Origin of the sequence: Lelliottia sp. SL45, assembly GCF_026672535.1 — a bacterium.
Lineage (GTDB): Bacteria > Pseudomonadota > Gammaproteobacteria > Enterobacterales > Enterobacteriaceae > Enterobacter > Enterobacter nimipressuralis.
Window position 1 is genome coordinate 1662129 of sequence record NZ_JAPPRH010000003.1, and the last position, 25431, is coordinate 1687559.

A 25431-nucleotide genomic window follows, 5' to 3' on the forward strand; every position below is an offset into this window, starting at 1 on the left:
CATTGAATTCTCGCCGGAAAGTGCCACGCTTTGTCTATTCCCGCCCTTTCTCAACGATGACGCGTAAATGACAGATAAGAGGCACACCCCGCAGCCCGAGTTAACCTCGTGGCCAACCCGCCAGGCGATGGTGTCTCGCGGTCTGACAATCAATATGCCGTGGCTGGCGTTTGCGCACGTCAGCTTTGCGCTGATGATTCTGCTGCGCAACACGCTAGTGCCCAGTTTCGATCCTGCACATATTTCAGGGCAGCAAATCGGGTTACTGGTGGATGCCGCAATGCTCGGGGTCATTGCCCTGTCGGCGGCGCTGGTGGTGATGAGCTGGCGACATATCGCCGGGATTAGCCTGGTGCTCTTTACCTCCGGCCTGCTGTGGGCGCTCTGCTGTTACTGGTTTATCGTTGACTGGCAGCTTCCTCACGCCTGGCCCCTGTGTACCATTCTGCTACTGACCGCCGTTACTGCGCTCTATTTCTATCCAGTGGGATTGCTCGCCTGCGTGCTGCCGCTGTGGTTGACCCTGCCGCTCGCAAGTGTCGTGCTTAATCATGGCCTGCCTGTCCGCTTTGCCGCGATGTGGACGGTGTTTACGCTGATCCTGATCTGCGGGCGTTTTATCCTGCTGCGCTGGTTCGACGAAGCCTGGCAGCGCAATCAACAAAACCAGCTGCTGATTGCCCGTCTCGACGCGCTGGCGCATCAGGACCCGCTAACGGAAACGGCCAACCGACGGGAGATGGAAAACGTGCTGGAGCGCGCGGTCAGTCAGGGAAAATCTTTCACGCTTATTATGCTGGATGTCGACTATTTCAAACTTTACAACGATGCGTATGGTCATCAGGCGGGCGATGAGTGTCTGGTGCGGGTGGCGCAGGCGCTGAAAGCGTCGGTTCGCTCGCCGGACGATCTGGTGTCACGCTATGGTGGCGAGGAGTTTTTGCTGATCCTCTTCGATTGCCCACCGGAAATGGCCGGTAAGGTTGCGAAACGTATTCAGGATAATTTGCGCGAGGCCGCGATTGCGCATAAGGCGTCGAAGGTGAGCGAGTATGTGACGGCAAGCATGGGGATCGCCGAAATGTCGGCGGGGCTGACCGCAGACGGCGTTGTCGCGCAGGCGGATGCGGCGCTCTATCGGGCGAAAGAAGGCGGGCGAAATCGTTGGTCGCAGTGATGATTTGTCGGGCAGCGTTGCCGCCACCCGACAAGGGCAATTAATACCGCACACACACCGACTTCGTTTCACACCAGCCATCCAGCCAGTCAGGACCAAAATCGCGGCCTGTGCCGGACTGCTTCATGCCGCCAAACGGCAGGTTGGCGTCGATCAGCGTATGGCTGTTCACCCACACGGTTCCCGCCTGTAAACGGTCCGTGTACTCCAGCGCTTTGCTGATATTTTGCGTCCAGACGCTGGCCGTCAGGCCATACTCCGTGTCGTTCGCCAGCTGGAGTGCCTCTTCCCCATCGGCCACTCGCACCAGATTTACCACCGGGCCAAACACCTCTTCGCGGGTCAGGCGCAGGCTGGCATCGGGGTTTACCACCAGCGTTGGCGCAACGTAATAGCCCTGTTTATCCGGGCCGCTGTTGCCGGTAATCAGCTCGGCACGGCTGAGCTGCGCCTCGTTGAGGAAGGTTTGTACTTTGTCGCAATGGGCGCGGGAGACCAGCGGGTTGATGTGTGCCGTGGGCGACATGCCTGGCCCGACGCTCAGGGATTTCACCGCCTGCTCAAAGTGGCTCACCAGGGTATCAAACAGCGGTGCTTCAATGTAAATGCGCGAACTGGCGGCACACACCTGCCCCTGGTTGAGGAAGCTGCCGGTCATTAGCCCTTCCACCACCCACGCTGGGTCGGCATCTTTCAGCACTATCGCCGGGTTTTTGCCGCCCAGCTCCAGGGTCACACCCGTTAAGGTATCGGCGGCGGTGCGTGCGATCTGTTTGCCGGTGGCCGTTGAGCCGGTAAAACTCACTTTGGCGATATGGGGATGCGAGGTTAATGCCGCGCCGCACACGGCACCGCTACCGGTGACGACGTTAAATACGCCATCGGGAACGCCCGCCTCGCTTGCCAGTTCGGCCACGCGCAGCAGGGTCAGTGGCGTGGTTTCCGACGGTTTGATCACGATAGAGCAGCCCGCAGCCAGCGCAGGCATCACCTTCCACATGCCAATCATCAGCGGGAAGTTCCAGGGGACAATTCCGGCCACCACGCCGACCGGCTCTTTACGGGTCCACGCCTGATAGCGCGCCCCTTGCGGCAGCGGAATGGAGAGATCGAGCGTTTTGCCCGCAATTTTGGTGGTCAGCCCGGCGGTGTAGCGCATCCAGTTCAGGGTGCAGCCCACTTCAAACGCGCGGGAGATGTTAATCGATTTGCCCTGCTCCAGGGTTTCGAGCTGCGCCAGCTCTTCCGTATGCTGCTCCACCAGATCGGCAAAACGCAGCAAAATGCGCTCGCGCTCGGCAGGCAGTTTCCCGGTCCAGCTGCGGGAGACAAAGGCGCGCCAGCCGGACATCACCGCGCGATCCACATCGTCCACACTCGCATCTGCCGTCGAGGCAATCACTTCACCCGTCGCCGGATTGAATATGTTCAGGCGCTTTTCACTTTCAGAGGCCGACGGGCGGCCCTCGATCCACAGGCCATGATGACGGTCTAAAAACTGTTGCACGCTTTGCAGGACGGCGGTCTGTGACTCAGACATAGGGTGCTCCTTCATTATTATTCGCAGGGTGTCATCGCAGTCTAAGATGGGTTTGCAAAACGCGCTTTTATCTCTGTGACATTCGTTTTGCCACCTGTGACAGCCCCCGCAAATCATGATAATTCCGGCTTATAACACTGTTATCAGCGAGTGTTCTTTCCTATAGTCAGCCCTGACCTCTGACAAAATGCAACACAAATGCAACAATGCAAAAACATTGACAGTGCAGCGAGATGAAAGATGGCGTGTGCAAGTGAGCAGGAAAAATATCAGCAGTGGCTGGCGCAAATTAACCAGGTGTGTGGCAGCTTTGCCGCGCGCCCGTTGCCGGGCCAGTTCATCGGTGAACTGGAAACCAGCTACGCCAGAAGCCTGAAGCTCAGCACCGTCACCGCCGCAGGCGTTAACCTGTTTCGCACCCGTCAGGAGATCAAAACCAGCAACGACGCCTGGTTTTACACTGTGTTTCAGCTCGAAGGTCAGGCTACGCTGGAGCAGGATGATAAGCAGATTGTGATCGACGCGGGTGACATTACGCTGATTGACGCCTCACGCCCCTGCTCGATCTACTGGCACGACAAATCGCGCCAGATTTCCCTGTTACTGCCGCGCCAGATTCTGGAACAGCAGTGCCGTTTCCAGGAGGTGAGCTGCGCCCATAAGCTGTCGCGCACGCTGCCCACCGTGCAGCTGAGCTATCGGCTGTTACAGGAGAGTATGGATAATGCGCAGCTGAGCGATATGGAGAGCGAAGCGGCGCTGGAAGCGATGGTGTGTCTGCTGCGCCCGGCGTTTCAGCAGCGCGAATCGGCGCCGCCGCGTAAAGAGCGTCAGTTCCAGAATGTGCTGTCGCTGATCGATTCCCATATTCAGTCGGAAGCGCTGCGACCGGAGTGGATTGCCACCGAGAGCGGGATGTCGGTGCGCAGCCTGTATCGCATGTTTGCCGATAAAGGGCTGGTGGTGGCGCAGTACATCAAAAACCGGCGGCTGGACCTGTGCGCGCAAGTGCTACGCGCCACAGGCGATGATGAAAAACTGGCGGGCATTGGCTATAGCTGGGGCTTTGCCGACCATAGCCATTTCTCTACGGCCTTCAAACAGCGCTTTGGCGTGTCGCCTGGCGAGTATCGCAAGCGCTACCGCTGATCACTTCTTCAGCCACTTTCCGTTGATACCCTTCACGTATTCGCCCGGCTGCGCGCGGGCCACCAGCTTTTGCCCGGCCATTTTCGCCACTTCATCCACCGGAATATTGTTGCTGTCCGCCAGTTTCTGGTAGCTTTCGGTACGCGCCGCGTTGATCTCGTTCACCAGCGCCAGCGTTTGTTTATCCTGGCGCAGCGGCGCGATATAGCCACTGAGCGTCTCGCCCACCAGCCCCTGCGCGCGCGCTTCGTTTAAGGTAATCGCCTGCGCCTGAGCGCTCATGCCCAGCGCCAGCAGACCGATTGCAAGAAGTCGTTTCATGGCATCCTCAGAACAGATCGCTGCGCGATTTCAGCAGGGTTTCGACGTCTTTATCCACTTTGATGTGGATTTCATGTTCGATTTTGACGTTCATATTGATGGTGATCGGCTCTTTCGGTGCCGCCACTTCGATGCGGGGCGTACAGCCTGATAGCATTGCGACCATGACCACGCCGAGCGCGCCTGTCAGCTTTTTCATTGTTGTTCCTCACATTCCTTGCCTGCCTGACAGCGGGCATCCGGTAACGCCGCGTGTTGCTCAAGCCATGCCTGTAAATTATCCCCATAGCGCAGGCTGCGCCACAGGGTAAAAAGATTCTCTTCGTGAGTGTAATTGAGGTTCACGGTGTTGCTTTTACCGTCGACGCGGCTGGTGCCGCTGATCGCCGCCTGCATGGTCAACACACCCAGATTATCTACATTGATTTTCGTCCACGAGCGAGAAATTTCCATATAGCGAAGCCAGTTAATCGCCACGCCCGCCGCCATGTTGTCTTTGACGATGGCATCTGCCGTGTCTTTATCCAGACGCAGCGTCATCGGGCCGGGGTTAGTCAGCCAGCCGTCTTTGATGATCCATTTTTCGTTCTCAAGCCAGAACGGCAGCGCCCCGCTCACCGGGCCGGACAGGGTAAACTGTTTCGGATTGACTGCACTGATAAGCTCGCTGGAGGAGATATTCTGCACCCGCAGCAGCGCCGGATCGTGCTGCGGCATCCGCAGCTGCTGCAGGGTGATTTTTCCGCCCAGCACGTCGGTGCTGACGTTGGTCAGCAGCAGCGGGTGGGATTCACTCCACGGGTAATCGCCCTGCAAATCGGCGGTAATATTGCGTGCGGTGACCTGGTTTATCACTTCGGCGATGCGCAGCGTGACCGGGCCGCGCGTGCCCAGAGACCAGGTGCCTTCGCTGAAGCGGAACGGCAGTACAAAATCGACGCCGTTGATCTGGTTGTCGGGCATCCAGACGCTGCCGCTTTTCACCACGCCATGACCACCCGCTTCGAATCCTTGCCCGGCGGCCGCTGAAAACGCCACCTGAGCGTACAGCTCGCCGTCGCGCAGATTCATTTTCCAGTCGGGCGGCACCAGCGGCTGGAAGACCGTCAGGGACTGTTTTGGCCACCAGGCCTGACCGCGCAGACGCTCCCCATCCCAGCGACCGTTCAACTGGACCGGGCCAATCGCCCCGGCGTGCAGATCGCCTTTAAACTGGAAGAACGTCGGATCGGTGCCATCGACGCTGAACTTGAGGGTCGACGGCGGTAACACGCTGCCGCCGGAGAACGACGTTTGCTCCGCATCCAGGGAGAGCGCGCCGCTAAAGTGCGGATTGTTTTCGCCACGCAGCCAGCGCACCGGCTGATCCAGCACCAGACGCGGCTTGCTCACCAGCATGGTGCCGTACTGCAGTTTATCGAAACCGGTCGAGAGCGCCGTCAGTTCGATGGCACTGTCGCGCCACTCTCCCTTCCCGGCCACATCCCAGCGGGCATTCATCGGCGTGAAGTGTCCCTCACCCCAGTAGCGCCACTGCCACAGGCCGCTGTCCGGCAGGAAGTCATTGGCTTGTCCGTCGAGGTGCAGCACGAAATCGCCCATGTCGTTTTCATGGGCTTTCAGAATCGCCTGCAGCCGACCATCCACCCCTTTTTGCGAGAGTTTAACGCCCGCCAGCGGCCAGCGGATTTCATCGATATTGAGCGAGTCGATAAGCCGACCGCGTGAACGCAACAGCGCGCCCGGCTCAAAGACGAGCTGCGGATCGGCGAGGCTGCCCGTCAGTTGGGCTGGCAGAATCGCGTACAGAATCAGGTCGCCCTGCTTGGCTTCGCCCGTCACCTGCAGCGGCATGGCGCTGTTTTCCATGCTCAGTTTGCCCGGTCCGAGGCTCAGCACGGCGTTACCTTTCCCGGCATCGCCCTGAGTCAGCACGTTCATACGACCGCTAAAGGTGGCGTTTTCCAGCCCCTGCTGCCAGTTGTCGACTTTCACGCCCACGCGGCCGCTCAGGGGCAGCCCTTCAAGATCCCAGTGCCAGCGTCCGTCGCTGACTATCAGCTGTTCAGCAGTGAGCTGCCACGGCAAATCCAGCAGCGGATCGGGGTTATCGCGGGCGGTCAGCACCAGCTGACCACGGTTTTCTTCCCAGTCGAGATCAGCGTCCACCGGTGATGAAAGCGGCGGCACCGTCAGAGTGGCCTCCGCATGGCCTTTCACCGGCACGCCGTCCGGCACCAGCGGCAGGGTAAATTCCCCTGCCAGCCTGATCGGCTGCGGGTAATCCGGCAGATGGACTTCAAACTCGCTGATGGTCAGGTTTTGCCCGCGAAGCTTGCCGCGCACCTTGACCTGTTCGCCCTGGTAGGTCACGTCCTGAACGGAGGGGGTTAAAGAGATGTTGAGTTTGCCCTGCCACTGCTGCCACGGAGAGAGCGTTAAGCGATCTATCGTCAGCCAGGTGTTCGGCAGCATCGACTGCCATTCGGCAAGGGTTTTGGGCGCGGTGTTAGCCTGTTCCGCCTGCGGCAGTTTGCTCAGGCAGGCGGTATTGAGATCGAGTGCACCGATATCCAGTTTCCAGCGGCTGGGGTGCGACAGCGTGGCGTTTTCCACGCGAGCGATTTCGCAGTCCTCCACCAGATAGCGAAGATCGGGGATAATAATTTGATTGCGGGTCAGACGCGGGCTTTTCTCGAAAGCAATGCGCGTCCCGACGGGGAGCCAGATTCCGGCAAGGGTTGGCACCCACTGGGCGAGCGTCATCAGCAGCGTCAGCGGCAGAAGAATGAACAACAGCAATAGCGCAATTGCGGCTTTGTATTTACCCCTCATGGGCAGTTAATATCCTGATTTAGCGAAAAAATAAGCCGACAGTGCCCGTCATTGTGGCATGTTTAGCCAGTCAGTTGAAGTCAACGCCATTTTTAAGGATAGTTGCTCTAGAATTATTCATAGAACTTATTGAATTCAATAATATTTTATAAATTGTAAGATTATTTTAATCATGCTAACGTGATGGTAAAATCACTGGAGAAAGTCTTATGAAACTCGCGGTATATAGCACAAAACAGTACGATAAAAAGTATCTGCAACATGTTAACGAGACTTACGGATTCGAACTCGAATTTTTTGACTTTCTGCTGACTGAAAAAACCGCCAAAACGGCGAACGGATGCGAAGCGGTGTGTATTTTCGTCAACGACGATGGCAGCCGTCCGGTGCTGGAAGAGCTGAAAAAGCACGGCGTGAAGTTCATCGCGCTGCGCTGCGCGGGCTTTAACAACGTCGATCTGGATGCGGCGAAAGAGCTGGGGTTAAAAGTGGTGCGCGTACCGGCCTACTCCCCGGAAGCCGTGGCTGAACATGCCATCGGTATGATGATGTCTCTGAACCGACGTATTCACCGTGCTTATCAGCGCACCCGTGATGCCAACTTCTCTCTCGAAGGTCTGACGGGCTTTACCATGTACGGTAAAACCGCAGGCGTCATCGGCACCGGTAAAATCGGCGTAGCGACGCTGCGTATTCTTAAAGGTTTCGGGATGCGTCTGCTGGCGTTCGATCCGTATCCAAGTGCTGCCGCGCTGGAGCTGGGCGTGGAGTATGTCGATCTGCCGACGCTGCTCTCTCAGTCGGACGTGATCTCCCTGCACTGTCCGCTGACCCCCGAGAACTATCACCTGCTCAATCAGAGCGCGTTTGACCAGATGAAAGACGGGGTGATGATTATCAACACCAGCCGTGGCGGTCTGATTGACTCTCAGGCGGCGATCGAAGCCCTCAAAACGCAGAAAATTGGCGCGCTGGGGATGGACGTGTATGAGAACGAACGCGATCTGTTCTTCGAAGACAAGTCTAACGATGTCATCCAGGACGACGTGTTCCGTCGCCTCTCCGCCTGCCACAACGTGCTGTTTACCGGCCACCAGGCGTTCCTGACCGCCGAAGCGCTGATCAGCATTTCAGAAACCACGCTGGGTAACCTGAAACAGCTGGAAAACGGCGAAGACTGTCCGAACGAAGTGGCCTGATGTTCCAGGCCGGGTGGCGTTGACGCGTACCCGGCCTCTATAAATCCCGCAGCATAAACACCGCCAAAAAGATGTGCGAATCAGGTTCTTCTTAGTCCCTCAGTCCGTAATAGATTTACTCATATTGATACCCGTCACCCCAAATCCGCTGGCTTCATAAATATGCTGAGCGCGAGCATTGTCCCCTGCCACACGCAATTTGATCTCTTTAATATCCTTCGCTCCTAAATACGCTTCGAAAGCAGCCAGCGACTGTTTACCCAATCCCATTCCCTGGCAGGCAGTGAGAATATGGAAATCGTAGATAAAAGCCGTACGCATAACCGGGTCGGGTTTGTACCAGAGATAACCGACATGGGCCGACTGCGCGATAATACACAACAGCACCTGGCCTGCGGTATTTACACCCTCGGGAAGCAATGCCGTTAATTCCTGTTTCGCTCTTGCCAGAGAATCCGGTTGCGATACGCGATAGTTTGATTCGATTTCATTGGCATAATCCTGAACAAAATATTCAAGATAAGCGGGATATTCATCTTCCGTCATTGCGCGGAATGTAATCACTTTTAACCTCTCAGGCCTAACCTTCTGATAGATAGCATAATAGTGATAAGCCCGTCGGCTTCACTCGTTAATGGAATTCACTGTTAACTACTGATTTGGGTGAGTTGGTTACGTAAAATGCGTTTTGATGACCTGCACCGGGTGCGGTGGGAATAATGTGTAAGGTTCTGGAGATGCTTTGAGCAAAAAACAGACGATGCTATCTTTGTCATTCTCTGAGCGTTGATAAGGTATCGACTGATATGGATTTGAAACTGTCAGGCGGATGTTTGTGCGGGTTTATCAGATTCACAGCGATTAACCCAGTTTCCACTCATTCCTGCTCCTGTGATATTTGCCAGAAGCATTCAGGTTGTCAGACCGCAGTATGGCTTGAATTCCACTCGGCGAATGTTGAATGGACGGGTGAAGGAGGCACACCTTCTTTATATCGCTCATCTAAAACCTCATCCAGAGCATTCTGCACCAGGTGTGGCAGTTCTTTAGGTGCGATTGATGACGCGCCGGGGACGGCTTTACTCAGCGGTGTTTTTGACCACAACGAAGCCGTCATTTTTTCGCCCCACTCCCACTCTTTTCAGGATATGAAACCTGACTGGTGGAGAAAAATCATGCCCGATACCGCTGGATAAAAAAGGACGTTTTGGGCAGTTTCTCAATATTACTCTTTGTTATTCGAAGCATTCGTTCTGCCTGAAGAAGCGGACCGCCGAAGCAGCGCGAGGTCCGCTGTGAGCGAAAAGCAGACGTTTCATAGCGCATATAGGCAGAGTTGGCGGGCAAGTTACTCCCTAAAATAGGGCAGTTGCATTATGTTAAACAAAACATCACAGTGGCAAACTCAATATCTATCGTTCCAGATCAATCAGAGCACGTTGCAGATGATGCTCTATAAAGTTCGTTTTTAATGCGCTATAACGATGTGCATCATTCTTACATAGCAATGCTGCTGTACGCTTTATCTCAGCGTAGTCACTTGCAATATCACTGTTTTTCCTCAGATAATCGCGGAAAGAAAGATGTTTTTGTATCTGAATGTCCCCTACTGAAAACGCATGCACTTGATGGCTACGCTGATCCCCTCCCTTAATGAAGTACCGGCGTCCTGCAATGCCGTTTTCACCGCGAGAAACATATCCGGCGTCGACCATTGCAGAGTTGCATTTATCCAGTTGGTTGATATCGGCAACTTCCAGAAGTATATCAATCACTGGCTTTGCTGAAAGGCCAGGCACTGACGTACTGCCAATATGATGAATCTTCCTAACCACGTCACCAAGCAATGCTTGTAGCAGAAAATTTTCAGCGTTAAACATAGCAGGCCATTTTTCATCGTATGGCGCCACAACGATTTCCCGCATGAATGCCCCTTCTTTTCCGTCAAATTATTAGCATAAGAGTAGCTAAAGTACATTGAGGCAACAACGTCCGCTCAGGCACGGAGCGGACGTGTCGTTCAGAAGGTCAGCTGTGAGCGAAAAGCAGACATTCGGCTCTCTGCTATATGCCATAATTAAGCGCACGCCTGAAATAAATGGATTGTGCTAGTGCGCCTTACTGTTTTGAAGAGATGTGACGTAAGTCATCGCTGCCGCCCCCAGCAGTAATAACCCACTCAAGCCGAAAGCACTTTGCCATCCCAGACTGTCGAATACCAATCCTCCTGCCGTTGAACCAAGTGCAATCGAAAGCTGGATCACCGCAACCATGAGACCACCACCCGCCTCTGCATCTTCAGGCAGCGCCCGTGCAATCCATGTCCACCATCCCGTTGGCGCCGCCGTGGCCAGTAACCCCCACAGGCTTAGCAAAACTGTAACCGCCCAGATGCTGTGTCCGAACAGCAATAATGTACCGGCTACCGTTGCCATAAGCAGGGGAATCATTATTAAAATTTGATACAACCTGGCATTCAGGAATATCGATACGGCTAATGTGCCGACAAAACCTGCTGCGCCTATTGCGAGCAAAATCAGTGAGAACCCAGCAGGACCTACGTTGGTCACGTTCTCAAGAAAGGGGCGCACATAGGTAAATAAGGCAAACTGCCCAATAAAGAAGAGCCCGCAGGCTAGCAGTCCTGTTAGTACAATGGCGTCGCTGAACAGACGAAGCAGAGTTCCCTCTAGCTTTTGTTTTTTATCGCTTTTCATAGTGGGCAGGCTGACCCATAGCCAGATGAACGCGGCTATCGCCAGGGGGACGATGCATAAAAAGGCCCCACGCCAGCCGACAGTTGTCCCCAGATAGCTACCAAGTGGCGCAGCCACAACGGTAGCCAGCGCGTTCCCACCATTAAAAATCGCCAGCGCACGGGGAACCTGATGCTGCGGTACGAGCCGAATGGCGGTTGCAGCTGAGAGTGACCAGAATCCACCGATGACGACGCCAATCAGGGCCCTACCCAGCATATAAACCGGATAGCTGGGTGCCACGGCGATAACCAATCCAGATATGGCCATCAGGACAGCTAGCCCCAGCAGAAGATATTTACGATTCAGATCTCCGGCGATATGGGAGATAGTCAGGCTGGTCAGTACCGCCAGCGCGCCAGATATTGCAATTCCCTGGCCTGCCAGGCCTTCCGTGATGTGCAGCTCGCGGGCAATAGGCGTCAATAGGCTGACCGGCATAAATTCGGAAGCGATTAGTACAAAAACGCAGAGCGTCATGGCAAACACGCCACCCCAGTGCGCATCTGTTTTTTTAGGTGATCTTTTAAGACTTACTATGGACATTATCAGCATCTCTTTATATGGACGCGGCGAGATTCAGAACAGCCGGGACAGACGCTATTCAGAGAATAACGAGAACATGTGGATGAGAATGGGGAGCGAACGATTAAAACCGCCTGCAATTAGCAGGCGGTTTCAGGTCGTTATCTTAAATTAGCTTTGAAAAACTGCTCAAATTTATCGAAAGGGATCTTGCCCGCAACGTTATCGTACAAATCAACGTGGTTTGCCCCCGGAACAATCACCAGTTCTTTCTCTTTACTGCCAATGGCCTTAAAGGCATCTTCGGCAAAATAGCGTGAGTGGGCTTTTTCGCCGGTCACAATAAGTGTAGGGATAGTGACTTCATTGGCGTAACTCAGAAGCGGCATATTCATAAATGACAGCGGCATCGTCGCATTCCAGGCCCCGGTTGAATTGACCGAACGCGCATGGAAACCACGCGGCATGCGATAATAATCAAAGAACTCTTTCAAAACAGGATGAGGATTAGCAGGTAACGTTTCCGGCAAAACACGATCCGATGCACTGACGTTACCCTTCTCATCAACATTAATGTCATGGCCGCCGGGCGCGTAAGTGCCATTTTCCGCATCTTTCCAACGCTGTGCGTTCAGATACTGTAGTACTGCGCGACGATCTTTAGTTGAATAGCGGTCTTTACCATCACCCACACCATGCCCCATCGCACGGCTCATGTCATACATCACGCTGGTCGCCACCGCTTTCACGCGGGTATCCATTGCGGCGTCGTTTAAGGCCATGCCGCCCCAGCCGCAAATACCGAGCAGCCCGATACGGTCGCGATCAACCTCTTTTTGCAGACCTAAGAAGTCAACTGCCGCGCTGAAATCCTCGGTATTAATATCCGGAGAGGCGACATTACGTGGAGAGCCACCGCTTTCTCCCGTATACGAAGGGTCAAACGCCAGGGTAACAAACCCCTGTTCTGCCAGCGTTTGTGCATACAGTCCGCTAGATTGCTCTTTCACTGCGCCGAAAGGCCCACTGACGGCAATGGCCGCCAGCTTACGCTCACCACGATCCTTCGGGATGTAGAGATCCCCCACTAGAGTGATCCCATAACGGTTCTGGAAGGTCACTTTACGGTGATCCACTTTCTTGCTTTCAGGGAATGTTTTGTCCCATTTTTCGACCAGCGAAACAGGCGCGTTCGGATTAGTTGTATCAGCATAACTCATGTTTGTGACTCCACTTAATGATGCACATAGCAGCATGGCGGGTATCGCAGTTGCCAGTTTTTGGGTGAAAACAGTCATCAAAACTCCCCTTATAAAACGTGATTGAAACAGGTTTCATACGGACAACACTGCTGTGCTTTGTAGCAATGCGCTCATTATAGTTAGCAGAAATAGTGCTGATTAGAGGGTGTTAAGTGCTAGGATTAATACCAAATTGTTCTAAATTAAGATGTGATTTTGGGAGCGGAATGATGGCGAAACGGGAAAACTATAACGATTTGTACCTGTTTATGCAGGTGGTACGGGAAGGGAGCTTTACAGCAGCAGCACATCGCCTTGGCCTGGCACAATCAGGAATAAGCCGTTCAGTTCGGGAACTTGAAGAACGACTGGGAGTTCAGCTCCTGGTGCGCACTACACGCAGATTATCGCTCACCCATGCCGGTGAAAAGCTCTACCGGACCATTGAAGCAGGATTCGACGCTTTAGATATGGGACTGGACACGCTGGCTCATTATCGCCAGTCCCCATCGGGGACGGTACGCATCAATGCCAGTCAGCATGCTATTGATAAATTGCTTCTGCCAAAGCTTGCGGTGTTTAAGAAGAGCTACCCGGATATCCGACTGGAACTCATTAGCGAAAGCCGATTTGTCGATATTATTGCCGAGAGGTTTGATGCGGGTGTTCGCCTGGGGCCTGAAGTAAGTAGTGGCATGGTTGCTGTGCGTATTTCCCCAGACATGGAGATGGCTGTTGTCGGCACGCCTGACCACTTTCGTCGCTATGGCTTTCCGCAAGCCCCCGCAGATTTAGCGGTTCATCCCTGCATAGCTTATCAGTTTGGCGACGGGAAACTGTACTCATGGGAACTTCACCATAACGGTAAAAAAATCACCCATCGGCCGCAGGGGCAGTGGGTTTTCGCGGACAGCTATATGGAGGCCAAAGCGGCCAGGCTGGGCCTGGGACTGGCTTATGTTCCGGAAGAGTTGGTATCTGAGGATTTAGAACAGGGTTCGCTCATCAGAGTTTTACAACGTTACAGCCAACGCCTGGAAGGCTCATTTCTATATTATCCGCACCGCAATGTGTCGCCTGCTCTACGAGCGGTTATCGATACATTGAGAATTTAGGACTGAGGACGAGCTTATACACATGTAAGGGTAAAAGGTCCGCTGTTGGCACACAGCAGCCGTTTTGACCGAACCTCGTCAAAAGAAGGGAGTTATGCAAATTTTGCCGACGATAGTGATGTGATTTGCAAACAGTCGCTATGTTTTGCGAGATGACAAAACCCAGCAGGAATGGCTGGAACCGCATTGTGCGTTGTCACACTGAGGCGTTAAAACTGCGTGACACCAGCCGTCCATTGAAAAACCGTCGCCTCGTAGGATTTGACGGTGTGATATCAGAATTAAATCTGCGCCATACCGCCGTCAACAAACAGCTCCATAGCATTGATAAAACTGGCGGCATCAGACGCCAGAAACGCAACGGCTTTGCCGACTTCCGCTGGCTCACCAATCCGGCCCAACGGAACCTGCGCCGCCAGCGCATCAAACAGGCCCTGACGCTGTTCCTCGGCAACCAGCCCCTCTAATCCAGGCGTTTTGACCGGACCCGGACTCACGACATTCACCCGAATACCCCGCCCCTGCAAGTCCAGCGCCCATGAGCGAGCAAAGTTTCTCACTGCGGCTTTACTGGCGCTATACACGCTAAAGTTAGCCGTCCCTTTTACCGAAACGGTGGAACCGGTGAGGATAATGGATGAACCGGCACCAAGCAGTGGCAGTGCTTTCTGGACGGTGAATAATACTCCGCGAACATTGGTCCCGAAAATTCGGTCATAATGTTCTTCCGTTATTTCACCCAGCGCCAGCATATCTCCGCCACCGGCGTTAGCAAACAGAATGTCCAGACGCCCCGACTCTTCTGCAATTTGTGCGTAAACATTATCCAGATCGCTAAGACGGGAGATATCGGCCCTAATCCCCTTAGCCGACGGGCCGATTAACGCTATAGCCGCATCCAGTTCCTGCTGACGACGTCCGGTGATGTAGACTTTTGCCCCCTGCGCCGCCAGTTCCTGAGCACTGGCAAGACCGATTCCTGTGCTGCCGCCCGTGACCAGGGCAATTTTGTCTGAAAGTGGTTTACTCATTATTCATATCCTCGGTTGTGGGTTCGAATGGGCCGTCATTCAGCCTGTGAACTCACACTAGCCGCAGAGAAATTATTGATAAATTAGCAAAAGTAGAAAACACTCTTTCTACAGGTGAATAATCAACTCCCTCACGGAGAGACAGAACTTGGATCAGTTAATGGCTATGCGTGCGTTTACGCGGGTGGTGGAAACTGGCAGTTTTACGCGGGCAGCGGATTCACTTAATCTGCCGAATGCCACATTAAGTAAGCTGGTTAAATCACTGGAGGCCCATCTCGGCGTGCGTCTTTTACATCGTACGACCCGGCGCGTCGTCGCAACGCCAGAGGGTCAGGACTATTATGAAAAAGCCTCGCGGGTACTCATTGATATTGAGGAGATAGACACGTCGTTTAGCGCCTTGCAGAGCAGACCTAAAGGGTATCTGCGTATTGATGTCGGCGGCTCTACCGCACGTGAAGTCCTGATCCCGGCGTTACCGGATTTTTTGCAGCGCTATCCGGAAATCAAAATCGATTTAGGCGTTTCCGATAGGCCGGTGGATCTTATTAGCGGAAATGTGGATTGTGTCATCCGTGGTGGCGCGCTCAATGACTCCTCGTTGATCGCCCGCCACATTGGTGATGCCCCAATGGTGACCTGCGCTACGCCGGGATACCTGAAAGCCGCTGGCGTACCTGCGTATCCGGATGAATTAAGAAATGGACATAAGCTGGTGAGCTATTTGTCTCCGCTGACGGGCAGAGCCTTTCCTTTTCGCTTTATCGTAGAAGGTGAAGAGCGGGAAATGAAGACACAGCATCACATCGGGGTTAACGAAAGTAATGCGCATTTGGCTGCGGCCTTGGCGGGAATGGGAATCATCCAGACCTTTTGCTATGCGACGAAAGATGAACTGAACAACGGCACACTGGTTGAGATCCTACAAGAATGGCGCCCCGCGAGTTATCCTTTTTATGTCGTCTATCCCCAGAACAGGCACATGACGCACCGGTTACGCGTGTTTATTGACTGGCTAACCGAGGTATTCCCAGCGGCACTACGCAGTTACCGGTAATCACACCTCTTACGATCCAGAAGGGCGCAAAAGATTCACCGATTCATCTTCTCTTGAGCCCTTCTCTAATGCCTGCCCTTGGGGTGATCTGCGCTGAGCGGAAGGTAAATTTTTGTCGGAATATGCCAACCGGAAACATCATCAATCAGGAAACATATCCTTTGAAATCTTCAATTCCCGGTGCTAAAACATGAAGAGCCGTTTTTAAGATTTGTTGTGTTTACTGATTCTCAACTCATAAGAGAATGCCGGAAAATGATTAAGCCAGCTCAGCCAGCGACAACCGTTACCACCACCGAAACCTTCGGCGGCGTGTGCGCATCTGTGACTGGCTCCTGACAAAACAGATTCTGACTCCCCGCCAAACCGGACGGGGAAGAAAATCTCTCCGTTCATGATTTACTGAATGGAGATACACCATGATTTCATCTGAAAATGCACTTTTAATTATCGATATGCAGCGGGGGCTTTTCCGTGGCCCCTCGTCACCCCATCTCGCAGACTCGGTTTTGTCAAACATTTGCCTGCTTTTACAAAAAGCCAGGCAAGCGCAAGTGCCAGTCTTTTTTGCCCGTCACACCGGTCCTGACGATTCCCCCTTCTCTGAGCAAAGTCCCTTCACACAGCTGATACCCGAAATGAGTGTGAATGCTGAGCAAGATGTCGTTTTTATTAAAAAGTACCCCAGCTGTTTCCGGGATACGAGCCTGCAGCTTCAGCTCGGCAAGCGGGGAATAAAACAACTTGTCATCGCTGGGATGAAAACAGAATTCTGTGTGGACACTACCTGCCGTGCAGCGCCGGAGTTGGGATTCAGGACTGTGCTGATTTCAGATGCGCACACGACAATGGATAACAGCTACCTGTCAGCTAATGAAATCATCAGCCATCACAACGCCACCCTTGCTGGCCCGTTTGTGACGCTCGCGACAGCAGCGGACTGGAACTTTTAATCTGAGAAATGAGATAAGACTGAGAGCCGCCCGCCAGGCTGCTGAAGTGCAAAAAGTCCGCTCCTGGCACAAAGTGGACTCCTATTTGGCTCAAACGAGAGTGCTAACGCAGAGTAGTTCTTGTGTCATTCACCCTGCCGCGCCGGGTAAATTTACGGCTCACTATAAAATCCGTCATCTACATTGCTAACGGATTTATAACGTTAAAAATCCGGAAGGGGCAAAATTATCTACTATCCTTAGTTCGTGGAATGCATTCCCAGTCTGATTTTTAAGTTTTGGTTTTTTAAGGTTTTACAGCTTTCCCTTTTATCTATGGCATTACCAGGCTCCTCAAGAGCCTTAATGTTGAAGGTGATAATGTTTCCTGTTTTTTCAATCAGTTCCTGGTTCCGAACGCAAAGATTAATCAAAGGACAACAGCTATGACTCACATTCACGAACACGCCTCCGTTAACACGACGTATCCTGATACGCGCCTGCCCGTGCCTGCCGCGAGCAGTAGCGCCGTCTCATGGGGCGCCATCTTTGCCGGTGCCGCAGCCGCAGCATCCCTCTCTTTGATATTGCTGATTCTGGGCGCAGGCCTGGGGCTTACGTCCGTGTCGCCATGGGAAAGCCGTGGGCTTGACGCGGGTACGGTGGGGATCGCTGCCATCGCCTGGCTGACGTTCACGCAAATTGTTGCGTCGGGTATGGGCGGCTATTTAGCCGGACGACTGCGCTCGAAGTGGGTCGATACCCACACCGATGAAGTTTACTTTCGCGACACTGCACACGGGTTTTTAGCCTGGGCTGTGGCAGCGCTGGTCTCCGCAGCACTGTTAACGAGCACGATGAGTGCCATCGTTGGCGGGGGCGCTAAAGTGGTGGGTACCGTTGCCGGAGGTGCTGCGGTGGCCACGGCGACGGGTGCAGCAAGTATGGCGAACGGATCGTCGGCTGTAGAGGGTTCGTCAATGAACTATTTCGTTAACTCACTGTTCAGGGCGAATAATCTTGGCACACCAGCAAACGGTGCAGCCGATCCCGCCTCTCCTGCCGCAGCGCCTGCTCCTGCAGCGCCCTCTCAGCAACACGTTTCACCAGCACAGTTAGGTGAAGTGACCGGCATATTTGCCAATAGCATAACCACCGGCGCTTTACCTCAGGAAGATCGTCAGTATGTCGCCCAGCTGATTGCTCAAAACACGGGTATCACTCAGCAAGAGGCTGAGCAGCGGGTACAGAGCACCTATGACAAAGCCCAGGCTAAATTAAAAGAAGCGAAGGAGAAAGCGCAGCAAGCTGCTGATACCGCACGCAAAACCACGAGCTATCTCATGCTGTGGACATTTATTTCTCTGCTGGCCGGTGCCTTTGTCGCCAGCCTGTGTGCGACCTTCGGTGGCCGTCAACGTGATTTATAATCTTTAATTAAGCGAGAGGTCTACAATGCGCTCATTATTACTGTTCTTCTTAGGTGTTCCTATTCCCATCATTATTCTGATTGCGCTGTTTTTCCATTAATGCGCTGGAATAACAGACTGGCTGTTTAATCAGTCATATCAGAATTATTGCCTGTAAAACATAAATGCCCGTAAGGGCATTTATGTTTTCGACTTTCCCTGATACTTAGATTTTAAGTGCCGCAACGATGGCGGCCTCCATTTTCTCCGGGGTGGAGATAGGGGCAAAACGCTTAAGGGGCTTGCCGTCGCGCCCAATCAGGAACTTTGTGAAGTTCCACTTGATTCGCCCACCCAGCACGCCGGGCAAGGCTTCTTTAAGGTAACGAAAAACCGGGTGCGCCGCGTCGCCGTTGACCTCCACTTTCTCGAACATCGGGAAACTCACCCCGTAGTTGATGCGGCAGGTCTGGGTAATGTCTTCAGCGCCGCCAGGCTCCTGCTTACCAAACTGGTTGCAGGGAAAACCCAGCACCACCAGCCCCTGGTCCGCGTACTTTTTGTAGAGCATTTCCAGGCCGGCGTACTGTGGTGTGAAGCCACAATGGCTGGCAGTATTTACCACCAGAACCAGCTTACCCGCATAGTCGGCCATAGAGATGAGCTGGCCTTGCAGGCTGGTGGCATTAAGTTGATGAAAAGTCGTCATGCGAAAACCTTATTCACTCAATCCACGGTTCAGGAGCATCGCTTCAATCTTCGGATCGTGCCCGCGCCACTGTCGATAAAGTTCAGCTAAATCACTGCTGTTCCCGCGCGACAAAATCGCTTCACGGAATTTCTGCCCGTTTTCACGCGTTAATCCGCCCTCCTCGACAAACCACTGATAGCCGTCGTCTGCCAGCATTTGTGTCCAAAGATAGGCGTAATAGCCTGCCGCATAACCGCCGCCAAAAATATGGGCAAAATAGCTGCTACGATAGCGCGGTGGCACGGCGGGCAGATCCAGCCCCTCTTTTTTCAGCGCGGCGGATTCAAACGCCTCAACATCGCTGACCGTTTCCTTCGCTCCAATTCCATGCCAATTCATGTCCAGCAACGCCGCACTCAGCAGCTCGGTCATGTCGTAGCCTTTATTGAATTGCGTCGCGCTGAGCATTTTCTCGCGCAAGGCGTCCGGCATCGGCTCGCCGGTCTGATAGTGACGGGCATAGTTCGCAAACACCTGCGGATGGCTGGCCCAGTGTTCATTAATTTGCGAAGGGAACTCCACAAAATCGCGCGGCGTGTTGGTGCCGGATAGCGTGGCAAAGCGCTGATCGGCAAACAGACCGTGCAGCGTGTGACCGAACTCGTGGAACAAGGTGATCACATCATCCCAGGAGAGCAGCGCCGCCTGGCCAGCGGCCGGTTTCTGGTAATTACAGACGTTGTAAATCACCGGGCGGGCGGAGAATTCATGGGATTGCTCAACGAAATTGCCCATCCACGCCCCGCCGCCTTTGGAATCACGTGCGAAGAAATCGCCGTAGAACAGCGCCATCCCTTCGCCGGTATGGTCGAAGATCTCCCACACGCGCACGTCCGGGTGATAGACAGGAATATCGAAACGTTCGACAAAACGGATGCCAAACAGCTGGCTGGCCGCCCAGAACACGCCATCGCGCAGGGCGTTATCAAGAGCGAAATAGGGTTTAATCTGCGATTCATCGAGAGCGTATTTATCAAGGCGTACGCGCTCCGCGTAATAGGCCCAGTCCCAGGCCTGCACGCTGAAATGCCCCTGCTCGCCATCGATCACTTTCTGAATGTCCGCCTGCTCGCGTTCGGCGCGCGCTCTCGCGGCTGGGACGATCCCGCGCATAAATTTCAGCGCTGCGTCAGGCGTTTTCGCCATCTGATCGGCAATGCTCCAGCTGGCATAACTCTCGAACCCCAGCAGTTGCGCGCGGCGTGCGCGCAGTTGTGCCAGGCGCAGCACAATCTCACGGGTGTCGTTTTCATCGCCTTTTTGCGTGCGCGTCCAGCCCGCCCTGAACAGTTTTTCCCGCGTCTGACGGTCGTGCAGCGCCGCAAGCGCCGGTTGTTGGGTGGTGTTGAGCAACGGAATCAGCCAGCGGTCGGCCAGCCCTTTCTCCGCAGCGGCACGCGCGGCCGTCGCGATCTCCTCGGCGCTCAGCCCCTCAAGCAGATGAACATCATCCACCACCAGCCCACCGGCTTTATCCGCCGCCAGAAGATGCTGATTAAACTGGCTGGTCAGGGACGCAGCCTCGGTATTCAGCGCTTTTAACTCGGCTTTTTGCTCGTCGGTTAGCTGCGCACCGGCCAAAATAAAGTGCTGATACGTCTCTTCCACCAGGCGACGGGACTCGGCATCCATCGACGCGGCCCCTTCCCGCACCGCCGCGACGCGTGAAAATAGCGTGTTATTCAGCCAGATATCGTTAGACAGTCCGGCCAGTTCGGTGGAAAAGGCTTCGTCCAGTTCCTGTAAAAAATCATTGGTATGCGCCGAGGTCATCGCGAAAAAGACACTGCTGACGCGGGAAAGCATCGCGCCGCTTTTTTCCAGCGCCAGAATGGTGTTGGTGAAATCGGGTGCGGCGGTGTTAGCAATGATGGCATCAATATCTGCGCGCTTCTGGCGCATCGCCTCGTCAAATGCCGGGCGGTAGTGGCTGTCTTCGATTACGTCGAATCGAGGCGCCTGGTAAGGCAATACGCTGACTTCAAAAAATGGATTGGAAACCGACATCGTTGACTCCTGGGCACATAGTTATCCTCCCAGAGTAGGACAGGCAGCAGTGAGCTGCAATCCCCATTAACGGCAGACTGCTTGCTGCCAGATATTCTGTTTCCGGGATGCTTAAGAAGCACGATAAGACCCGGTTTTGAATTCCAGGCGATATAAATGTATCGCTGTTATTTACTGATGACGTCACCTTTGTTGACGGAAAAGTCGATCATTTAGCGATACAAAAGTTGCCTTAACGGTGTGCCGGATGCCGTGCTATGGTTGTACAACACAAAAAGCGTTGAGGAACAGTGAGATGATCGTATTAGTTACCGGGGCAACGGCGGGTTTTGGTGAAAGCATCACGCGTCGCTTCGTCGCCAATGGGCATAAAGTGATTGCAACAGGCCGTCGTCAGGAGCGTTTACAGGAGCTGAAAGACGAGCTTGGCGATAGCATTCTGACGGCGCAGCTGGACGTGCGTAATCGCGCCGCCATTGAAGAGATGCTTGCGAATCTGCCTGCCGAATGGCGTGCCATTGATATTCTGGTGAACAACGCCGGTCTGGCGCTGGGTCTGGAGCCTGCGCACAAGGCCAGCGTAGAAGACTGGGAAAACATGATCGACACCAACAATAAAGGTCTGGTGTATATGACCCGCGCGGTGCTGCCTGGCATGGTCGAGCGCAACCGTGGGCATGTGATCAACATCGGCTCTACCGCCGGGAGCTGGCCTTACGCGGGCGGCAACGTTTACGGCGCAACCAAAGCCTTTGTGCGTCAGTTCAGCCTGAACCTGCGCACCGACCTGCACGGCACGGCAATCCGCGTGACGGATATCGAGCCAGGCCTGGTGGGCGGCACGGAATTTTCCAACGTGCGTTTCAAAGGTGATGATGCGAAAGCAGGCAAAACCTATGAGAACACCGAAGCCCTGACGCCGGAAGATGTGACCGAAACCGTCTGGTGGGTCGCGACGTTGCCAAAACACGTCAACATCAACACCGTCGAAATGATGCCTGTTAGTCAGAGTTTTGCGGGTTTAAGCGTACATCGCGGCTGATACTTCCCTGCCCGGCCTGCGGGTCGGGTATGGGATGCGCGGCAAAAGAATGGTAGTATTGAAGCGTTAACTCTCTGAGAAACCACATCCAATGGCCGCCGAATCGCAACTTAATCCTACCCAACCTGTTAATCAGCAAATCTACCGCATTTTGCGACGTGATATCGTCCATTGCCTGATTCCGCCTGGCACTCCGCTCTCTGAAAAAGAGGTATCGGTGCGTTTTGACGTGTCCCGCCAGCCGGTTCGCGAAGCTTTTATTAAGCTTGCGGAAAACGGGTTGATTCAGATTCGCCCGCAGCGCGGCAGCTACGTCAATAAGATTTCCCTCTCGCAGGTGCGCAACGGATGTTTCGTCCGTCAGGCGATTGAGTGCGCGGTTGTGCGTCGGGCGGCGTCGCTGGTCGACGAGCATCAATGTTATCTTCTGGAACAAAACCTCCACCAGCAGCGCATTGCGATTGAACGCACGCAGATCAACGATTTTTTCCAGCTCGATGATGAATTTCACCAGAAGCTGGCGCAAATTGCCGACTGTCAGCTGGCGTGGGATACCATTGAGAATATTAAAGCGACGATGGATCGCGTGCGCTATATGAGTCTCGATCACGTCTCCCCGCCGGAAATGCTGCTGCGTCAGCATCACGATATTTTTGCCGCGCTGGAAAAACGCGACGGAGACGCCATCGTCAAAGCGATGACCGTGCATTTGCAGGAAATTGGCGAGTCGGTTCAGCTTATTCGCCAGGAAAACAGCGACTGGTTTACGGAAGATTAATGAAAACCGCATCCCACGTAAATTCCTGGATGCGGCATACGATTTAACGTACCACTAATACCGGTATTTTGGCGTAGCGAATAACAGATTCCGCGTTCGAGCCAAGCAGATGGCTGGATAAACCGGGCGTCTTAGAGCCGATAACAATCACCTCATAATCGTCTTTATTGCTCATACTGATGATCTCATCGCGAACATTGCCAAAACGTACTTCGGTGTGAATATTCTCCGGCGCGATATCAAACAAACGTTTTAATTCATTCATCTTTTTCTCTGACTCGCTCACTATATAAGCCTCGAATTTTTTGATATCAGAGTTAAAGCCGCGCAGCAACGAGCGGCTGCTGATTGGCAGGATGTTCAGTAGCGTGATGGTGGCGTTATCCGCCTTCGCCAGGAACTCCGCGTGGCGTACCGCTTTATCGCTCAGATTCATTTCAAATACGTCCACAGGCATCAATATTTTCTTGTACATAAGCCCTTCCTTATCCAAATAAAAATAATTACTTATCTGTCTTCAGAGTGACATGCCTATTTGAAACAAAGGCTAAACCGTTCACTGAGGGAACTATCAATAAACGAAAACAATTGTCCGTTTTGTCAATTTACGTCTGAGCGGGGCTATGCGGATAAAATGCAGACAAAAAAGTGTGACCTTGATCAAAAACAAAAAAATGTTGCGGCAAGAGGCGTATTTATATTCTCCCGTCAGCGGCTGGAACTGTATATCGCCGTGATGTGTTGAGAAGAGGAGAAATAACCATGATGACTTACGACCGCAACCGCAACGCTATTACCACTGGCAGCCGTGTAATGATTAACGGTACTGGCCATATTGGGGTTATCCGCGCAATTCACGCCGAAGGGCTGGATGCGACCCAGGTACGCCGCAACAAAACGGTAGAAGTGGAAGGTTGTGAAGGCAAGTTCGAACCGATTGAACTGATTCGTCTGGGAATGCACTAACAGGTGCAATGACATGCCGCCGCACGCGGCGGCATGAGTCGTGATTATTTCTGAGAGACAGTCTGCGCCACGGTTGCTTTAGCGCCCTGCTCCAGCAACATTTTATATGCGTGCATTACCGCATCCACAAAACGCGCTTCCAGCGGCAGTTCATTGCCGAAAATCGCCTCAATTCCCAGCAGCGCTTTCACGCGGCTTTCGCCTTCGGCACTGCCCTTCACCGCAGCCTGAATCGTTGTCAGCAAGGGATCGCAGACTTCAATCGCGTTTCCACTTTCATCCACACCGCCGACATAACGCATCCAGCCTGCCACGCCCAGCGCCAGCAGCGGGAAGCTCTGCTGATGCACCAGATGCCAGCGCACGGAATCGAGCATACGCTGCGGTAACTTCTGACTGCCGTCCATCGCGATTTGCCAGGTGCGGTGACGCAGCGCCGGGTTACTGTAGCGCGCAATCAGCAGGTCAGCGTAGCGCCCCAGGTCGACCCCTTTTACCTTCAGAGTCGGTGCCTGTTCGTTGAGCATCAACGCATGGGCTGCACGGCGATAGTTTTCGTCTTCCATACAGTCGTTGATGTGCTGGTAGCCCGCCAGATAGCCGAGATAGGCAAGGAAAGAGTGGCTGCCGTTGAGCATACGCAGTTTCATCTCCTCGAACGGAATCACATCAGCCACCAGCTCTGCGCCTGCTTTTTCCCACTCAGGGCGCCCGGCGACAAAGTTGTCTTCAACTACCCACTGACGGAAAGGTTCACAGGCCACGCCTGCCGGATCGCGAACGCCGGTAATCTGTTCGATTTTATCCAGCGTCTCTGCCGTTACGGCCGGAACAATGCGATCGACCATCGTCGACGGGAACGTCACGTTCGCTTCAATCCAGTCTGCCAGCTCAGCGTTGACGGCACGGGCATACGCACAGGTGACGTTACGCATCACATGGCCGTTTTCCGGCATATTGTCGCAGGACATCACGCTGAACGCCGGTAAGCCCGCAGCTTTGCGGCGTGCCAGCGCTTCGACCACCACGCCCGGCGCGGATTTTGGCTGCTGCGGGTTTTGCAGATCGGCGGCAATCAGCGGGTGATCGAGCATCAGTTGCCCGGTCGCAGGTGCGTGGCAGTAGCCTTTTTCAGTGATAGTGAGTGAAACAATCGCCACCTGCGGCTCGCACATGGCAGCCAGCACGGTTTCCAGACTATCTACCTGCGCGTGAAGCGCGTTTTTCACCACGCCGACGACGCGAGCGGTCCAGGCATCGGCGGACATTTCCGCCACGGTGTAGAGATTATCCTGGGCTTTGAGATCGGCAATCTGCTGTTCGCCGCCAATCAGGTTGACTTCGGTGTAGCCCCAGTCGCTATGGTGCTCAGCCGCCAGGATATCGGTGTAAACGGCCTGATGGGCGCGGTGAAACGCACCGAAACCCAGGTGCACGATACGTGGTACCAGTGTGTTACGGTCATAAGCAGGAAGTGTCGCTTTGGCATTCAACAATTTATTATTCATGAGAAGGCTCATTTAGGTGAGAGGTCGTCGAATCTGAGGAGGTAGACCATCTCACGCAATTGGTATGACATCTTTGATTTTCATCAACT

24 protein-coding genes are annotated in these 25431 nt (G+C 53.8%); 11 read left to right on the top strand and 13 right to left on the bottom strand.

Going from position 1 to position 25431, the window contains the following annotated elements; all coding sequences use genetic code 11:
- Positions 1 to 67 precede the first annotated feature (67 nt).
- Positions 68 to 1177 carry a GGDEF domain-containing protein gene (locus tag OVA10_RS14050; protein ID WP_268196173.1) on the top strand — a complete coding sequence of 370 codons (1110 nt, stop codon included), beginning with the start codon at positions 68 to 70 and terminating at the stop codon, positions 1175 to 1177.
- 40 nt (positions 1178 to 1217) lie between these two features.
- On the opposite strand, the gene OVA10_RS14055 is transcribed toward OVA10_RS14050, so the two are convergent.
- Complete coding sequence (locus OVA10_RS14055) at positions 1218 to 2717, bottom strand: aldehyde dehydrogenase family protein (RefSeq protein WP_248860189.1); 1500 nt, start codon at positions 2715 to 2717, stop codon at positions 1218 to 1220.
- A gap of 240 nt (positions 2718 to 2957) precedes the next feature.
- Between OVA10_RS14055 and feaR the strand changes: the two genes are divergently transcribed.
- Positions 2958 to 3866: a transcriptional regulator FeaR gene (gene feaR, locus OVA10_RS14060; protein WP_102103662.1), complete on the top strand. Its 909-nt coding sequence runs from the start codon at positions 2958 to 2960 to the stop codon at positions 3864 to 3866.
- Here feaR and OVA10_RS14065 read toward each other — a convergent pair whose 3' ends face one another.
- From OVA10_RS14065 to OVA10_RS14075, 3 genes are read right to left on the bottom strand one after another with little or no spacing between them, the layout of a single operon-like run.
- A complete protein-coding gene (locus tag OVA10_RS14065; RefSeq protein ID WP_107703625.1) occupies positions 3867 to 4187 on the bottom strand; it encodes a YdbL family protein in 321 nt (106 codons plus the stop codon).
- A gap of 7 nt (positions 4188 to 4194) precedes the next feature.
- Positions 4195 to 4386: a YnbE family lipoprotein gene (locus tag OVA10_RS14070; protein WP_100780245.1), complete on the bottom strand. Its 192-nt coding sequence runs from the start codon at positions 4384 to 4386 to the stop codon at positions 4195 to 4197.
- Positions 4383 to 7022 carry a YdbH family protein gene (locus OVA10_RS14075; RefSeq protein ID WP_268196174.1) on the bottom strand — a complete coding sequence of 880 codons (2640 nt, stop codon included), beginning with the start codon at positions 7020 to 7022 and terminating at the stop codon, positions 4383 to 4385. Before OVA10_RS14075 ends, OVA10_RS14070 begins: the two co-directional genes overlap by 4 nt.
- Positions 7023 to 7231: 209 nt before the next feature.
- Here OVA10_RS14075 and OVA10_RS14080 point away from each other — a divergent pair, with 209 nt between their 5' ends.
- On the top strand, positions 7232 to 8221 hold the full coding sequence (locus OVA10_RS14080; RefSeq protein ID WP_100780247.1) for a 2-hydroxyacid dehydrogenase: 990 nt from the start codon (positions 7232 to 7234) through the stop codon (positions 8219 to 8221).
- Between the two features lie 99 nt (positions 8222 to 8320).
- Here the strand turns inward: OVA10_RS14080 and OVA10_RS14085 are convergent, their stop codons facing one another.
- The gene (locus tag OVA10_RS14085) at positions 8321 to 8785 is read right to left on the bottom strand and encodes a GNAT family N-acetyltransferase (protein ID WP_248860184.1); all 465 of its coding nucleotides are present in this window, start codon (positions 8783 to 8785) and stop codon (positions 8321 to 8323) included.
- Between the two features lie 242 nt (positions 8786 to 9027).
- Between OVA10_RS14085 and OVA10_RS14090 the strand changes: the two genes are divergently transcribed.
- Positions 9028 to 9417 (top strand): GFA family protein, encoded by a 390-nt coding sequence (locus OVA10_RS14090; protein WP_248860182.1) that lies wholly within the window; start codon positions 9028 to 9030, stop codon positions 9415 to 9417.
- A 216-nt stretch (positions 9418 to 9633) separates the two neighbouring features.
- Here OVA10_RS14090 and OVA10_RS14095 read toward each other — a convergent pair whose 3' ends face one another.
- From OVA10_RS14095 to OVA10_RS14105, 3 genes are all read right to left on the bottom strand, one after another.
- Positions 9634 to 10146 carry a GrpB family protein gene (locus OVA10_RS14095; RefSeq protein ID WP_107703739.1) on the bottom strand — a complete coding sequence of 171 codons (513 nt, stop codon included), beginning with the start codon at positions 10144 to 10146 and terminating at the stop codon, positions 9634 to 9636.
- A gap of 183 nt (positions 10147 to 10329) precedes the next feature.
- Entirely contained in the window at positions 10330 to 11523 is a 1194-nt protein-coding gene (locus OVA10_RS14100) for an MFS transporter (RefSeq protein ID WP_268196175.1), read from the bottom strand.
- 140 nt (positions 11524 to 11663) lie between these two features.
- Positions 11664 to 12800, bottom strand: coding sequence for an alpha/beta hydrolase (locus OVA10_RS14105; protein ID WP_268196176.1), 1137 nt, complete (start codon positions 12798 to 12800; stop codon positions 11664 to 11666).
- A 173-nt stretch (positions 12801 to 12973) separates the two neighbouring features.
- On the opposite strand from OVA10_RS14105, the gene OVA10_RS14110 reads away from it, so the two are divergent.
- Entirely contained in the window at positions 12974 to 13858 is an 885-nt protein-coding gene (locus tag OVA10_RS14110; protein ID WP_268196896.1) for a LysR family transcriptional regulator, read from the top strand.
- 281 nt (positions 13859 to 14139) lie between these two features.
- On the opposite strand, the gene OVA10_RS14115 is transcribed toward OVA10_RS14110, so the two are convergent.
- The gene (locus OVA10_RS14115; protein WP_268196177.1) at positions 14140 to 14889 is read right to left on the bottom strand and encodes an SDR family NAD(P)-dependent oxidoreductase; all 750 of its coding nucleotides are present in this window, start codon (positions 14887 to 14889) and stop codon (positions 14140 to 14142) included.
- A gap of 148 nt (positions 14890 to 15037) precedes the next feature.
- Here OVA10_RS14115 and OVA10_RS14120 point away from each other — a divergent pair, with 148 nt between their 5' ends.
- The 3 genes from OVA10_RS14120 (at position 15038) to OVA10_RS14130 (ending at position 18311) form a co-directional block, all read left to right on the top strand.
- Entirely contained in the window at positions 15038 to 15949 is a 912-nt protein-coding gene (locus tag OVA10_RS14120) for a LysR family transcriptional regulator (protein ID WP_248860173.1), read from the top strand.
- 419 nt (positions 15950 to 16368) lie between these two features.
- Complete coding sequence (locus OVA10_RS14125) at positions 16369 to 16902, top strand: cysteine hydrolase family protein (protein ID WP_268196178.1); 534 nt, start codon at positions 16369 to 16371, stop codon at positions 16900 to 16902.
- Positions 16903 to 17327: 425 nt separating this feature from the next.
- Complete coding sequence (locus OVA10_RS14130) at positions 17328 to 18311, top strand: hypothetical protein (protein WP_123428051.1); 984 nt, start codon at positions 17328 to 17330, stop codon at positions 18309 to 18311.
- Positions 18312 to 18516: 205 nt separating this feature from the next.
- Here OVA10_RS14130 and OVA10_RS14135 read toward each other — a convergent pair whose 3' ends face one another.
- Both OVA10_RS14135 and dcp read right to left on the bottom strand, forming a co-directional pair.
- A complete protein-coding gene (locus OVA10_RS14135) occupies positions 18517 to 18999 on the bottom strand; it encodes a glutathione peroxidase (protein WP_248860169.1) in 483 nt (160 codons plus the stop codon).
- A gap of 9 nt (positions 19000 to 19008) precedes the next feature.
- On the bottom strand, positions 19009 to 21048 hold the full coding sequence (dcp, locus tag OVA10_RS14140; protein WP_268196179.1) for a peptidyl-dipeptidase Dcp: 2040 nt from the start codon (positions 21046 to 21048) through the stop codon (positions 19009 to 19011).
- A gap of 295 nt (positions 21049 to 21343) precedes the next feature.
- Between dcp and ydfG the strand changes: the two genes are divergently transcribed.
- Together ydfG and OVA10_RS14150 are read left to right on the top strand one after the other, a co-directional pair.
- Positions 21344 to 22090 carry a bifunctional NADP-dependent 3-hydroxy acid dehydrogenase/3-hydroxypropionate dehydrogenase YdfG gene (gene ydfG, locus OVA10_RS14145; protein WP_102103648.1) on the top strand — a complete coding sequence of 249 codons (747 nt, stop codon included), beginning with the start codon at positions 21344 to 21346 and terminating at the stop codon, positions 22088 to 22090.
- A gap of 91 nt (positions 22091 to 22181) precedes the next feature.
- Positions 22182 to 22868 (top strand): GntR family transcriptional regulator, encoded by a 687-nt coding sequence (locus OVA10_RS14150; RefSeq protein ID WP_100780265.1) that lies wholly within the window; start codon positions 22182 to 22184, stop codon positions 22866 to 22868.
- 43 nt (positions 22869 to 22911) lie between these two features.
- Here OVA10_RS14150 and OVA10_RS14155 read toward each other — a convergent pair whose 3' ends face one another.
- Positions 22912 to 23343: a universal stress protein gene (locus OVA10_RS14155; RefSeq protein WP_268196180.1), complete on the bottom strand. Its 432-nt coding sequence runs from the start codon at positions 23341 to 23343 to the stop codon at positions 22912 to 22914.
- A 287-nt stretch (positions 23344 to 23630) separates the two neighbouring features.
- Here OVA10_RS14155 and ydfZ point away from each other — a divergent pair, with 287 nt between their 5' ends.
- A complete protein-coding gene (ydfZ, locus tag OVA10_RS14160) occupies positions 23631 to 23834 on the top strand; it encodes a putative selenium delivery protein YdfZ (protein ID WP_100780267.1) in 204 nt (67 codons plus the stop codon).
- Between the two features lie 44 nt (positions 23835 to 23878).
- On the opposite strand, the gene OVA10_RS14165 is transcribed toward ydfZ, so the two are convergent.
- A complete protein-coding gene (locus tag OVA10_RS14165) occupies positions 23879 to 25342 on the bottom strand; it encodes a mannitol dehydrogenase family protein (RefSeq protein ID WP_268196181.1) in 1464 nt (487 codons plus the stop codon).
- Positions 25343 to 25431 lie beyond the last annotated feature (89 nt).

Excerpts from the sequence above, each read along its gene's own strand:
- OVA10_RS14050 (WP_268196173.1), top strand. The coding sequence starts at position 68 with ATGACAGATAAGAGGCACACCCCGCAGCCCGAGTTAACCTCGTGGCCA.
- OVA10_RS14055 (WP_248860189.1), bottom strand. The coding sequence starts at position 2,717 with ATGTCTGAGTCACAGACCGCCGTCCTGCAAAGCGTGCAACAGTTTTTA.
- feaR (WP_102103662.1), top strand. The coding sequence starts at position 2,958 with ATGGCGTGTGCAAGTGAGCAGGAAAAATATCAGCAGTGGCTGGCGCAA.
- OVA10_RS14065 (WP_107703625.1), bottom strand. The coding sequence starts at position 4,187 with ATGAAACGACTTCTTGCAATCGGTCTGCTGGCGCTGGGCATGAGCGCT.
- OVA10_RS14070 (WP_100780245.1), bottom strand. The coding sequence starts at position 4,386 with ATGAAAAAGCTGACAGGCGCGCTCGGCGTGGTCATGGTCGCAATGCTA.
- OVA10_RS14075 (WP_268196174.1), bottom strand. The coding sequence starts at position 7,022 with ATGAGGGGTAAATACAAAGCCGCAATTGCGCTATTGCTGTTGTTCATT.
- OVA10_RS14080 (WP_100780247.1), top strand. The coding sequence starts at position 7,232 with ATGAAACTCGCGGTATATAGCACAAAACAGTACGATAAAAAGTATCTG.
- OVA10_RS14090 (WP_248860182.1), top strand. The coding sequence starts at position 9,028 with ATGGATTTGAAACTGTCAGGCGGATGTTTGTGCGGGTTTATCAGATTC.
- OVA10_RS14095 (WP_107703739.1), bottom strand. The coding sequence starts at position 10,146 with ATGCGGGAAATCGTTGTGGCGCCATACGATGAAAAATGGCCTGCTATG.
- OVA10_RS14100 (WP_268196175.1), bottom strand. The coding sequence starts at position 11,523 with ATGTCCATAGTAAGTCTTAAAAGATCACCTAAAAAAACAGATGCGCAC.
- OVA10_RS14105 (WP_268196176.1), bottom strand. The coding sequence starts at position 12,800 with ATGACTGTTTTCACCCAAAAACTGGCAACTGCGATACCCGCCATGCTG.
- OVA10_RS14110 (WP_268196896.1), top strand. The coding sequence starts at position 12,974 with ATGGCGAAACGGGAAAACTATAACGATTTGTACCTGTTTATGCAGGTG.
- OVA10_RS14115 (WP_268196177.1), bottom strand. The coding sequence starts at position 14,889 with ATGAGTAAACCACTTTCAGACAAAATTGCCCTGGTCACGGGCGGCAGC.
- OVA10_RS14125 (WP_268196178.1), top strand. The coding sequence starts at position 16,369 with ATGATTTCATCTGAAAATGCACTTTTAATTATCGATATGCAGCGGGGG.
- OVA10_RS14130 (WP_123428051.1), top strand. The coding sequence starts at position 17,328 with ATGACTCACATTCACGAACACGCCTCCGTTAACACGACGTATCCTGAT.
- OVA10_RS14135 (WP_248860169.1), bottom strand. The coding sequence starts at position 18,999 with ATGACGACTTTTCATCAACTTAATGCCACCAGCCTGCAAGGCCAGCTC.
- dcp (WP_268196179.1), bottom strand. The coding sequence starts at position 21,048 with ATGTCGGTTTCCAATCCATTTTTTGAAGTCAGCGTATTGCCTTACCAG.
- ydfG (WP_102103648.1), top strand. The coding sequence starts at position 21,344 with ATGATCGTATTAGTTACCGGGGCAACGGCGGGTTTTGGTGAAAGCATC.
- OVA10_RS14150 (WP_100780265.1), top strand. The coding sequence starts at position 22,182 with ATGGCCGCCGAATCGCAACTTAATCCTACCCAACCTGTTAATCAGCAA.
- OVA10_RS14155 (WP_268196180.1), bottom strand. The coding sequence starts at position 23,343 with ATGTACAAGAAAATATTGATGCCTGTGGACGTATTTGAAATGAATCTG.
- ydfZ (WP_100780267.1), top strand. The coding sequence starts at position 23,631 with ATGATGACTTACGACCGCAACCGCAACGCTATTACCACTGGCAGCCGT.
- OVA10_RS14165 (WP_268196181.1), bottom strand. The coding sequence starts at position 25,342 with ATGAATAATAAATTGTTGAATGCCAAAGCGACACTTCCTGCTTATGAC.